Below are 12,018 nucleotides of genomic sequence, written 5' to 3' on the forward strand. Positions count from 1 at the left end.
ACCTGATGAAAGTCTTGTTCATGTGCACCCACAACAGCTGCCGCAGCATCCTGTCCGAGGCGCTGTTCAATCACCTGGCCCCAGAGGGTATGGAAGCTGTGAGCTCGGGCAGCTTCCCAAGCGGCAAGGTCAATGAGCGGGCACTGAATACCCTGGAAGCCGCCGGTATCCCCACCGCAGGTCTTTCAAGCAAGGCCTCGGATGCCTTCGAGAGCTCTCCTCCCGACATCGTTGTCACCGTGTGCGACCGCGCTGCCGGCGAAGCCTGCCCGATCTTCTTCGGTCCATCGCTCAAAGCCCACTGGGGCCTGGCCGACCCTTCGGCGGTCACCGGGAGTGAGGCAGAAATCGAAGAAGCCTTCCAGACAACACTTGCGAAGATTGATGAGCGCGTGCGCGCCTTCATTGCGCTGCCTTTCTCGCAACTGAGCCAGGACGAACTGAAAGCCGAACTTGCCCGCATCGGCGCGCTGTAGGCCCTGGATCAATGGAGACCGAAATGAACGACCACCTGCCCAATGTCCAACCAGAACTTATTGATCTGCCGTCGCTGGAGCGGCTGGCGCCGAAGGATCCTTCCACACACAAACCGCGCATCCTGCTGCTGTACGGATCGACCCGCGAACGCTCATTCAGCCGCTTGATGGTCCAGGAGGCTGCGCGCCTGCTGGAAGAGTTCGGCGCCGAAACCCGAATCTTTGATCCTTCCGGCCTACCGCTGCCGGATGACGCTCCGGACTCTCACGAGAAGGTGCTGGAACTCCGCGAGCTGATGCAATGGTCCGAGGGCCAGGTGTGGTGCTCGCCCGAGCGTCACGGCTCAATGAGTGCTGTCTTCAAGGCGCAGATCGATTGGGTACCGCTGGCCATGGGCGCGGTTCGCCCAACCCAGGGCAAGACCCTCGCGGTGATGCAGGTATGTGGAGGCTCGCAGTCCTTTAACGTGGTGAACCAACTGCGCGTGCTTGGCCGCTGGATGCGTATGTTTACCATCCCGAACCAGTCGTCGGTGCCGAAAGCCTTCCTGGAGTTCGATGAAGCCGGGCGCATGAAGCCGTCTTCTTTCTACGATCGACTGGTCGACGTGATGGAGGAACTGACCAAGTTCACGCTCCTGCTGCGTGATCGCCAGGATTATTTGGTAGACCGCTACTCCGAGCGCAAAGAGTCGGCGGAAGAACTATCCAAGCGAGTCAATATTCGGTCTATCTGAGGTCATGAGCATGTCGCATCCTTACTCATTGAAATCGTTGCCCCATGCTCCGGGTGTGCTGATTTTTACGCCTTGTCCGGGCACCCAGACCAGCGGTCTCGCTGAAAGCCTGGATACGCTCAAGAAGGCCGGTGCCGTGGCGCTGGTTACGCTGATGTCGGACGCAGAGCTTCAGGAAAACGGAGTTGCCCAGCTTGGCGTCGCGGCCAAGCAGCATGGGTTGGAGTGGTACCAACTGCCGATCAAGGATGATCATGCTCCGGATAAAAACTTCGAGGTCGGGCTGGGAGAGATCCGCCACCAGTTGAACGCTTTGCTCGCATCCAACAAGGCCCTGGCCATCCACTGCAAGGGCGGCTCCGGCCGCACCGGGCTGTTCGCTGCCCGTCTGCTGATCGAGTCCGGAATGCCGCGCCGCGAGGCGATTGCATGGGTGCAGGATCTTCGCCCACGGGCGATTCAGAAGCCTGCGCACATCAACTACATCAACCAGTTCGGCGAAGGCTGAGCGCTCCAGCCAGACAGGAGAAACCATGGCCACCGAAGGCGAGCTACTCGATGTCATCGTGATTGGCGGCGGGCAGTCCGCGCTGACGGTGGCCTATTTTCTCAAGCGGGCCAAGCTCTCGTTCCTGCTGCTTGACGCTGAAGAGGCTGCGGGCGGGGCGTGGCGCCATGGCTGGCACTCGCTGACGCTGTTCTCGCCCTCCGCTTGGAGCTCCATCGCGGGCTGGCCGATGCCGCCAGTCACCGAAGGTAATCCTGATAGGGATCACGTGGTCAGCTACCTGGAGCAGTACGAGGCGCGCTACGGGTTTCCTATCGTTCGCCCCGTCAGCATCACGGCGGTGGAGCGGACCGCACGTGGTCTTCGTGTGCGCTCGAAGGACCGCAACTGGGAAGCCCGTGCCGTCATCAGCGCAACGGGGACCTGGAGCAAGCCCAATGTTCCGGCCTATCCGGGGATAGAGCTGTTCCAGGGGCAGCAGATTCACTCCGCCCAGTACCAGTTACCAGAGGCTTTCCAAGGAAAACGCGTGCTGGTCGTTGGTGGTGGCAACTCGGGGGCGCAAATCTACGCGGAGCTGTCCGAGATCGCCGACGCAACGTGGGTAACCACGAAGGAACCGGCGTTTCTGCCTGATGACGTGGATGGCCGGGTGCTGTTCGAACGGGCTACCGAGCGCCTCAAGGCTCAACAGGAGGGCCGTGTTATCGACGCACAGGTCGGTGGGCTTGGTGATATCGTCATGGTGCCCTCAGTAGTCCGGGCTCGCGAGCGCGGGGCCCTTCGTGCTGTAAGGCCTTTCACCTCATTTACGTCGGATGGGGTCGTCTGGCCCAACGGTGAGAAAACCCAGGTCGATGTGGTGGTCTGGTGTACTGGATTCCGGCCGGCACTGGATCACCTTAAGGCACTGGACGTGCTGGATGACTACGGAAGGGTCGAGGTTGATGGGGGGCGTTCTATTCGCGAGCCGCGCCTCTGGCTGGTCGGATATGGCGACTGGACCGGCTTGGCCTCGGCGACGTTGATTGGCGTCACCCGTACCGCGCGCAGCACAGTTAACGAAGTAGTCGAACACCTGAACAGCTTGGAGCAGTCGGATGCATAGCGGAATCGAAATTCGTGTCGCCAGACCAGAGGATGCAGAAGAGATCCAGATCATCTACGCGCCCATCGTACTCAACACGGCCATCTCATTCGAAGAGGCAGTGCCGAGCGTGGAGCAAATGTGTGAGCGTATCTCCACGACGCTGCAAACCTATCCGTATCTGGTGGCTGTGCGAGAAGGACGGGTAGTCGGCTATGCCTACGCCAGTCAGCACCGGGCGCGTGCGGCGTACCGGTGGGCGGTGGATGTGACGGTGTATGTCGCCGAGGGGCAGCGCCGCAGCGGAATTGCTCGGCAGCTCTATGACGTGCTGCTGCCGGTTCTGAAGCGTCTGGGATATCGCTCGGCGTATGCCGGTATCGCCTTGCCGAATGAAGGCAGTGTCGGGCTGCACGAACGACTCGGTTTTCAGCACATCGGTACGTTTCCGCAGGTCGGATTCAAGCTCGATGCTTGGCATGATGTGGGGTATTGGCGGTTTGAGTTCGGTGACGACGGCCTTCGACCCGAGGCTCCAATGAGCTTCGTATCCTAAACCCGAATGCCACGCTAGAGCGTCCCAGCCCGCGCCGTTGCTGGCTGCGACAGCACTAATCCTCCAACACATGTGAGTAAACCTGAATCGTCCCAGTTTTGTAGACACCTCCAAACCTAATAATGATGCCCAAAGATTGGTGAAATGGTGCTTGCACTACAGGGGGCTAGTTGAAAAGGGCCAAGAAACGGCTGAAATTGACAGCGGCAATGGCAAGGCCGCTCAGTACGATAACTGTCGTGTAGATCGGGTGGTCTTTGACGATTTCAATTAACACAACAGGATGCACCCCGTTCCGCTCGTACCATTTGGATTTTGTCTTCAAGGACTTTTCATGTGTACGCTCGAAGAAGTTCGCAAACATATCGAGCTTCCTTAGGGTCGATTGATGCATTTTTATGTACTCAGCGTTCACAAAGGCGGCAGCCTCATCAGCGCCGGGCAGTGCGTCTTGGTCGCTGGCATTATTGAGTTCAGCCAATGCCATGATCCTGCCTTTCCTTCCCCTACTATCGGCATGCGGGGCATAGTTTCTTCCATATAACGCAACCAGCTCACGCGCAAGGTCAACCTTCTTGTCATCCGGCAGCTCTACGGGTTTGCCCCCGAGCACCCGAAAGCGATGCTCAAGCGCAAAGAACCCGAAATTTTCGTCTCGCATGTTCCAATGCAGGAACCGACAATCCTTGTGCTTATCAAGCCATTGGAAAAAACCTTTCAGCATCGACTTTTCGAATTTATTGAGCTCTGCTTGCATGCTGGAGAGCTGTTTGCTGAGCTCTGCTTCTTTATGGATGGACCACGATTTGGTTTGGCCGGTTTTTAGGTTCCGTGTGGCGATGGATGTCACACGTTTCGACTCCCCCGTATCATTTTCATAAAACGATTCGCAGGAGTAGTGAATTACGTAAACTCGGTTCGCGTCCAGGTAGAGGTCTTCGATTAACGCTCTGCTCCTTTTGCGATCCTTTACCCGATCTAGCTCTGCTCCCACACCTTTCCCCTCAACCCAATGCACTGTAGGCGAAGCTGGTGATTTTGCCCTCAAATGTGGGTACCCGCTAGATTCACCCCTAGCTTTGCCTTTGACTCTTCCTGAGGGTATACCGCTTGGGGATAATCAGCCGGCTTTGTCTTGGTGGATTGCCCTACAAATCGACGTGGCCTTCACCAAGCCGCTCCCAATGCCGGCCGTCAGAACGTAGGACCATTCGCTTCCGCCGAAGCGGGCTGGTGGGCGTGAGCCAACAGGCGTATCCTACAAGTGCTTGCTCCGAGACTTGTTGGCCTACAGCCTCCCCTTGGAGACATCTGATAGCCCGCCGCTGAGGCGGGCTTCTTTGCTATCGGGTCGCAGCGCCTTTGGTTTGCTAGCTTCCCAAGCTAGGCTCTGCCAGGGCGCATGCCCATCAGCGGTCTACCCGCCTCCCTAAGCACGACGATTATCGACGTACCCAAATCCTTAATCAGGCGCATGGAAAGCAGGCGGAGGTTTGGCGAAATTCGCTTACGCAGCCATTGCTTCGCAGGATTCTGCGCAGGTCATGCAGGCCTGGGCGCATTGCTGACAGTGGTCTGCCTTATGCTTACCGCACTCCTCCCCGCAGGCCCGGCAAATTTTGGCGCATAGGGCACAAAGCTCTTTGGCCAGCATGCTTTCTCGTGCCATCAAGGTAGCCGCAAGGTTGCACATATCTGCGCAATCTCTGTCCAGCTTGATGCAGTCAGCCATCATTTTTACATCTTGTTCTTGTAGGCAGGCTGACGCACAGCCTTCACAGGCCAGCGCACAGCGCAGGCATTCCGAGATGCATTCTTCAAAGCGACTGTTCATGGTCATATCTCCGGTATCGGGTCGATTTGATGCCAGTGCACCGTCTCATGACGGTATGTAGCGTTCGACCTGACGGGGTCCTGAAGATTGATTACATTTCTGTAAGCTTGTCCGAATCCTCTCGGTGTGAAGGCGTGCCCGATCATTTAAGGCTGGAACATCACTGCTTATGAATGCTCACGATCTTCGCGACGCTTCCTTCCATACGGAACCCAAATTTCACCTTGTCTCCTACGTTCAAGCCCTTCAGCTGTGCAGGCTCAGCATGGAAACCCATGGTCATCGCCGGCCATTTGAGCTCTGCTACCGGGCCGTGGGCCAATGTGATTTTTCCGCTTTGAGGATCCAGCGCCTTTATTGCCCCTTCAGCATGCGCGGTGGGTGCCGCCTGGGTGCCTTGGCCTCCTTCGGCGGAAGCTGGCATGTTCTTCATGTCCATACCATCCATGTCCTGGGCATGCACACTGGCGGCGAAAGCTGTGACCAGGGCTGCGATGACGATTAGCTTTTTCATTGGTTTTCTCCTGAGGGGTTGGGGGTAGTGACAGTAAGTTCGCGGCGACGGATCAGCCAGTATGCCGCAGGTATTACAAACAGGGAGAGCAACGGAGCGGTTAGCATGCCGCCGACCATGGGCACCGCGATGCGACTCATGACCTCGCTGCCGGTACCGCTGCTCCAGAGGATGGGCAGCAGGCCTGCAACGATGACCGCCACGGTCATTGCCTTGGGTCTGATGCGCTGCACCGCACCCTCACGGATTGCGCCGAGCAGCGCTGCTCGTGTGGTTTCGCCACTGGCCTGACGCTCAGCCCAAGCGTTATTCAGGTAAATGAGCATAATCACGCCAAACTCCGCCGCTACGCCGGCCAAGGCAATGAAACCAACGCCTGTGGCCACCGACAGGTTGTAGCCCAGCAAGTACAGCAGCCAAACGCCTCCGGTTAGCGCGAACGGTAGCGTGCCCATGATGAGTAGCGCCTCACCGAGGCGCCCAAAAGTCAGGTAGAGCAGCACGAAGATGATGGCCAGCGTCGCCGGCACCACCCAGGCCAGGCGTGCGTTAGCGCGCTCCAAGTATTCGAACTGCCCGGAGTAACTCAAGCTCATGCCCGGATCTAGCTTTACCTCGGTGTCGATCACCTGCCGCAGGTCTGCCACAACAGACGATAGGTCTCTGCCGCGCACATCGACGTACACCCAGCCCGAGGGGCGAGCATTTTCGCTCTTGAGCATGGGCGGGCCATCGGCAATACGTATGCGGGCCACGGTGCCAAGCGTCAGCTGGCCCCCCTGCGACGTGTAGATCGGCAGCTGACGCAACGCCTCCACGGAATCACGCCATTCACGTGGATAGCGCACGCTAATGGGAAAGCGAGCTAACCCTTCAACCGTTTCCCCAATGGTTTCGCCACCTATGGCACCGGCTACAATAGCCTGTACGTCGGTAATGTTCAGGCCATAACGCGCAGCGGCATGGCGGTCGATGTCCAAATCAATGTAGCGACCGCCAGTCAAACGCTCTGCCAGGGCCGAAGTCACTCCAGGCACCTTTATCGCTGCCCGCTCTACAGCAAGGGTAGCCCGGTCTATCTGGTTCAGATCGCTGCCGGCAACCTTGACGCCGATCGGACTCTTGATGCCGGTGGCCAGCATGTCAATCCGATTGCGGATAGGCGGAATCCAGATATTGGTGAGCCCAGGCACACGCACGATACGGTCAAGCTCTTCGATTAGCTTCTCAGTGGTCATACCTGGACGCCATTCACTCTTGGGCTTGAGCCGCACGGTGGTCTCGAACATCTCCAGCGGTGCAGGGTCAGTGGCCGATTCGGCGCGGCCGGCCTTACCAAAGACGCTGGCTACCTCGGGGACTGTACGAATCAAGCGATCCGTTCGCTGCAACAGCTCTGAAGCTTTCTGCGCGGAGAGTCCAGGCAAGGCTGAAGGCATGTAGAGCAGATCACCTTCATCAAGTGGGGGAAGAAACTCGCCACCCAGATGGTTCAAGGGCCACAGACTGCTGAGCAGGATGAGCAATGCTCCAGCGAGGGTAAGCAAGGGCCGGCGCAGGACGACCTCCAATGCCGGACGGTACAGCCGGATGAGGCCCCGGTTGAGCGGGTTGCGCTGTTCCGCAGGCAGTGGCCCTCTGATCCAGTACCCCATCAGCACCGGTATCAGGGTCACCGATAGCGCAGCCGCCGCTGCCATCGCGTAGGTCTTGGTAAAGGCCAGGGGGGCAAAGAGGCGGCCCTCCTGGGCTTGCAGCGTGAACACCGGGATGAACGAGAGCGTGATGATCATGAGGCTGAAGAACAGCGCTGGTCCAACCTCGACGGCCGCCTCCGTCATTACGTTCCAATGCGCTTCGCCCCGCAAAGGTTGACCAGGATGCTGGGCATGCCAGGCCTCTACACGTTTGTGGGCGTTCTCGATCATGACCACGGCAGCGTCCACCATTGCACCGATGGCAATAGCGATTCCGCCAAGGGACATGATGTTGGCGTTGATGCCCTGATGACGCATGACGATCAGCGCAATCAGGATTCCCACGGGCAGCGACACGATGGCCACCAGCGACGAGCGCAGGTGCCAGAGAAACGCTGCGCATACCAACGCCACTACCACAAACTCCTCGACCAGTTTGTGACTGAGGTTCTCCACAGCACGGTCGATCAGCTGGCTGCGGTCGTAGACGGTGACAAGCTCCACCCCGGCAGGCAGGCCTTTCTTCAGGGTTTCGAGCTTGGCCTTGACGTGCGCGATGGCCTCACGAGCATTCTTGCCGCTGCGCAGGATAACCACTCCACCTACGGCTTCACCGAGGCCGTCCAGTTCACCTATGCCTCTGCGGGCTTCCGGACCTATCTGCACCGTAGCGACATCGCCTAAGTTCACCGGCACGCCCTTGGTAGCCAGTCGCAGAGGGATCGCTCTGAAATCGTCCAGCGATCCTAGGTAGCCGGCCGCACGAACCATGAATTCTGCTTCGCCTTGCTCCAGCACACCACCGCCGGTCTCCTGGTTGGCCTTACCTATAGCCTCTATCACCTCAGCTTGGGTGATACCGAGGCTGGCCATGCGAAGCGGATCGAGGAGGACTTGGTATTGCTTGACCATACCGCCGATGGTGGCCACCTCAGCGACATCCGGCAGGGTCTTGAGCTCATAGCGCAGGAACCAGTCCTGCAGGCTGCGCAGTTGCGACAGGTCATGGCCACCGTTGCGATCGACCAGCGCATACTGAAAAATCCACCCGACTCCGGTGGCGTCCGGTCCGAGTACCGGCTTGGCTGCCGCAGGTAATCGCGATTGTGCCTGGCTCAGGTACTCAAGAACCCGAGAGCGCGCCCAATACAGATCGGTGCCGTCCTCGAACAGCACGTAGACGAAGCTGTCACCGAAGGCGGAGAAGCCGCGTACCGTTTTGGCCTCCGGAACCGAGAGCATTGTGGTGGTCAGCGGATAGGTCACCTGATTCTCAACGATCTGAGGAGCCTGACCTGGGTAGGACGTGCGGATGATCACCTGTACATCCGACAGGTCGGGCAAGGCGTCGATTGGCAGACTGCGCACCGAGACGAAGCCCCATGCCACCAGAAACAGCGTAGCGAGCAGCACCAGTACCCGGTTGCCTACCGACCAGCGGATCAGTTTGGCAATCATGGTTGGCCCTCCAACACTTTGATCTGCTCAACCACCATGCCCTCGTCGCGTTCGCGTATCCCAAAGCGAATCTGTGCACCGACCTTGAGGCCATCAAGGAGCGACTGATCAGCCACCGGGAAGGTCATGGTCATCCCAGGCATACCCAGGGTGAGGAAGGGACCATGGTCAACGGTGAGCTGGGCTCCGTCTATCTGCACGATACGGCCGTTCGCTTCATGTAAGGCGGGCCCCGCTTTTGGCTGAGCGTCTTGCGCCGTCGCCGCTTCGATGCCTTTCAAATTAGCTTCGGAGTCCAGTAGGAATTGCCCCGACGCTACGATGCGCTGACCTGCCTGAAGGCCCTGCAACACCGCAACTTGCCCCTTGCTCTCCTGACCCAACACGACTTCCACCGGTCGGAAGCGACCACCTTCTTCAGCCAGCATCACCAGATCCCGCTTGCCGGTACGTATGACCGCCTCGGCAGGCACCAAGAGGCTCTGCTCGGCAGACACGCCGGGATTGAGAGCCACTTGAGCGGTCATCCCAGGACGAAGCCGTCCATCCGGGTTGGGCAACTCGATACGCAGGCGCAACGTGCGGCTTTGCAAATCGGCATCAGCCAACAGCGCGGTCAACTTGCCCGGTACCGGATCGCCTGGGAAAGCTGGCAATTGCGCTTGCACAGGCTGGCCTTCGCGCAGGCCTTGAGCCTGGGCTTCTGGCACAGCGGCTTCCAGCCAGACGTTGGCCACTCCGTTGATCCTTGCCAAGGTAGTCCCCGGCGTCAGCGTCATGCCGGGTCGCAGATCGAGAACCTGGATGACACCGGCAGTGGGCGCGGAAAGTGTGACCGAGAGCTGTACCTTTCCAGTGCTCGCGACCCGGTTGATCAGGTAGACCGGCATGCCGGAGAGCAGGAGCCGCTGTCGTGCCGCCGCTGTCAGTTGAGCGTCGCCGGAATGCCGCAACGCCAGATATTCCTCCTGCAAACCAGCCCACTCCGGGGTCAGCACATCGGCTAGGGGAGCCCCTTTAGCAACTATATCCCCCGCCGCCCGGCCATATACGCGTTCGACGTAACCGCCAGTACGGGCCTGCAACACGCTGAAGTCGCGTTCGTCGAACGCCAGAACGCCGCTCACGCTCAGGGATCGTTCAAGCCTGCCAGCCATCACCGTTGCCAATCGCATCCCGAGATTTTGCTGGAGCCCAGCCGAGACCTGAACCGCAGGCTGCCCCTTGTCATCCGTCTCGCCTGAATACTTGGGCACGAGCGGCATGTCCATGAACGGCGACTTTCCGGGTGCCGGGAAATGCTGCTGGGGATACATCGGGTCGTACCAATACAGCGCTTTTTGCTCACCTACTGGCTGCGATGGGGTAACCGTGCCCCGTCCACCTAGCCAGAAGCCCGCGCCTGCTCCAATAGCAAGGGCAGCAGCCACAACCAACCCAATCGACCTATTCCTCATGCCCGCACCTCTCCATATACGAAATGCAGACGCGCTGCTGTTGCAGCCAACTGTCCTTGCAGATCCACATCCTGTAACAGCGCTTCCACGCGTTGCCGACGTGCCGACAGCACTTCACTCAACGGCGACTTACCGGCGCGGTAGTCCGCCAGAGCGAGGCGTACCCGGTCCTCGGCCAGAGGTAGAAGCGTCTCGCGACTGCGCCGCACCGCCCGCTGCAAACGTTGGTACTCGGCAAGGTCTGTTTCAAGCTGGGCTTGATGCTCGCGCAGGGCTGCATCCTGCTCATCCTCCAACTGACGAACTTGCGCGCGTCGTGCCGCAATCATCGGGTCTTGCCGGGAGCCGGTGAACAACGGCAGCTGGAAGCTGACTTGCAAGCTGACCATGTTGCTGAAGTCCGGGCCACGACGCTGATAATCCACCCCCCAAGACCAATCCGACTTCTTTTCTGCCTGGGCCTGGTGTACCTGGGCTTGCGCCTCGCGTGTCATGGCGTTGTAGGTATTGAGCTCCGGGTGGGCATGTACGGAGTGCAGGTATTCAGCTGCGTCTACAGGCCAGAGTGGGAACGTCGGCGCCCCTACTTCGGCGTCCTGCCCAATCCAGCGCTTCAGCGCGGATCGCGCTTGAGCTGCCTGACTCAATAAAACATCCTTCTGCTCGTCCAGCTGCGCCAATTCCTGTTTCGGAGCCAGCGTATCGGTCGTCGAGCCTGCGCCACCGGCCAGGCGCGCCCGCACCGTAGAAGCCAGCAGCTGGTTTTCTTTGTAGAAAGCGTCGAACTGTTCAAGTTTTCGCTGCACGGTGTACGCATTAACCCAAGCCTGCGCGGTTGCCGCTCGAATCTTCAGGCGCTCGAAGACCGCCTCAGCATCGGCTCGCTCGACCGTGGCCTGAGCTGTCTCTACGCGAGCTTTACGTTTGTCCCGGTTCGGTACGTCCTGGGACAGGCCAACCACCTGCATGGTCATGAAGTCTCTGTTCAAGCTCCAGCGATCAGCGCCTTCAATCGGCAGGTTTTGTACTCCAAGATTCAGGCGCGGATCGGGTAGTTCGCCCGCTGGAATGACCAAGTTGCGCGCAGCTGATGCCTGCTCTTGGCGGGCTTGTAGAGAGGGAGCGTTGCGTTCAGCCAGTTGCAGCGCTTCATCCAGCGGCAGCGTTGTCGCCTGTGCTGAGACAGCCGGCAGCAGTATGAAAAGGACGGCAGTGGGAGTTCGTCCCTGAAAACGTTGGGGAGTCATGAGAATGATTCCTCGAAAGATCAGCGCCCAGGCGCGTGCCATCGGCCCGCTGCTAGGCAGAACGATGGTGTGAAATTAAGAGGGAGTCAGACGCGGGGAGGACGCCATGGATCGGGGGGAGAACCTGTTGCTATGCCTACAGCGTAGGTATCGGCAGGTCGTGGCTTGGCATAGGTCAGTCCAGGCGTCAGGAAGCTGAGCTGCACTGTGCTGGCAGTTCTGCACTCCTGGCCTACCTTGCAGGATTTGGCATGGTCACCAGTCTTGCCCGGCTCTTGGTCCTGGCAGCAGTCATGGTCCATGCCCGCCATCATTTCCATGCCCATGGTCTGCATTGGGCAAGGTTCAGTCGCCGAATCGATGCCCGCCATCCCGTTAAGCGGAAGCGCCACGATAAGCATCAGGATGGTGAGCAGTCGAATGAAGCGTTTCATGATGGGCGAATAT

General features: G+C 59.1%; 12 protein-coding genes. 5 read left to right on the top strand and 7 right to left on the bottom strand.

The window, feature by feature from the left end:
- Nucleotides 1-5 precede the first annotated feature (5 nt).
- Genes OZ911_RS28610 through OZ911_RS28630 form a run of 5 tightly spaced genes read left to right on the top strand, consistent with a single transcriptional unit; the run spans nt 6 to nt 3,364 of the window.
- Entirely contained in the window at nt 6-476 is a 471-nt protein-coding gene (locus OZ911_RS28610) for an arsenate reductase ArsC (RefSeq protein WP_023048558.1), read from the top strand.
- Nucleotides 477-499: 23 nt separating this feature from the next.
- Nucleotides 500-1,213: an arsenical resistance protein ArsH gene (arsH, locus tag OZ911_RS28615; protein WP_023048559.1), complete on the top strand. Its 714-nt coding sequence runs from the start codon at nt 500-502 to the stop codon at nt 1,211-1,213.
- A 4-nt stretch (nt 1,214-1,217) separates the two neighbouring features.
- Entirely contained in the window at nt 1,218-1,721 is a 504-nt protein-coding gene (locus OZ911_RS28620) for a cyclin-dependent kinase inhibitor 3 family protein (RefSeq protein ID WP_080992800.1), read from the top strand.
- A 25-nt stretch (nt 1,722-1,746) separates the two neighbouring features.
- Nucleotides 1,747-2,829, top strand: coding sequence for an ArsO family NAD(P)H-dependent flavin-containing monooxygenase (locus tag OZ911_RS28625; RefSeq protein ID WP_023048561.1), 1,083 nt, complete (start codon nt 1,747-1,749; stop codon nt 2,827-2,829).
- Entirely contained in the window at nt 2,822-3,364 is a 543-nt protein-coding gene (locus OZ911_RS28630) for an arsinothricin resistance N-acetyltransferase ArsN1 family B (RefSeq protein WP_023048562.1), read from the top strand. The genes OZ911_RS28625 and OZ911_RS28630 overlap by 8 nt, the downstream gene beginning before the upstream one ends.
- Nucleotides 3,365-3,530: 166 nt before the next feature.
- On the opposite strand, the gene OZ911_RS28635 is transcribed toward OZ911_RS28630, so the two are convergent.
- From OZ911_RS28635 to OZ911_RS28665, 7 genes are all read right to left on the bottom strand, one after another.
- The gene (locus OZ911_RS28635) at nt 3,531-4,214 is read right to left on the bottom strand and encodes a hypothetical protein (protein WP_172439589.1); all 684 of its coding nucleotides are present in this window, start codon (nt 4,212-4,214) and stop codon (nt 3,531-3,533) included.
- Nucleotides 4,215-4,871: 657 nt separating this feature from the next.
- On the bottom strand, nt 4,872-5,198 hold the full coding sequence (locus tag OZ911_RS28640; protein WP_371263243.1) for a four-helix bundle copper-binding protein: 327 nt from the start codon (nt 5,196-5,198) through the stop codon (nt 4,872-4,874).
- 160 nt (nt 5,199-5,358) lie between these two features.
- On the bottom strand, nt 5,359-5,712 hold the full coding sequence (locus OZ911_RS28645; protein ID WP_023048565.1) for a copper-binding protein: 354 nt from the start codon (nt 5,710-5,712) through the stop codon (nt 5,359-5,361).
- Complete coding sequence (locus OZ911_RS28650) at nt 5,709-8,867, bottom strand: efflux RND transporter permease subunit (RefSeq protein ID WP_023048566.1); 3,159 nt, start codon at nt 8,865-8,867, stop codon at nt 5,709-5,711. Before OZ911_RS28650 ends, OZ911_RS28645 begins: the two co-directional genes overlap by 4 nt.
- On the bottom strand, nt 8,864-10,324 hold the full coding sequence (locus OZ911_RS28655) for an efflux RND transporter periplasmic adaptor subunit (RefSeq protein ID WP_023048567.1): 1,461 nt from the start codon (nt 10,322-10,324) through the stop codon (nt 8,864-8,866). The genes OZ911_RS28650 and OZ911_RS28655 overlap by 4 nt, the downstream gene beginning before the upstream one ends.
- Nucleotides 10,321-11,571 carry a TolC family protein gene (locus OZ911_RS28660; protein ID WP_023048568.1) on the bottom strand — a complete coding sequence of 417 codons (1,251 nt, stop codon included), beginning with the start codon at nt 11,569-11,571 and terminating at the stop codon, nt 10,321-10,323. Before OZ911_RS28660 ends, OZ911_RS28655 begins: the two co-directional genes overlap by 4 nt.
- A gap of 86 nt (nt 11,572-11,657) precedes the next feature.
- The gene (locus tag OZ911_RS28665) at nt 11,658-12,005 is read right to left on the bottom strand and encodes a hypothetical protein (RefSeq protein WP_023048569.1); all 348 of its coding nucleotides are present in this window, start codon (nt 12,003-12,005) and stop codon (nt 11,658-11,660) included.
- Nucleotides 12,006-12,018: the final 13 nt, after the last annotated feature.

The sequence above is a fragment of the Pseudomonas fortuita genome, from assembly GCF_026898135.2.
GTDB classification, from domain to species: Bacteria; Pseudomonadota; Gammaproteobacteria; order Pseudomonadales; family Pseudomonadaceae; genus Aquipseudomonas; species Aquipseudomonas fortuita.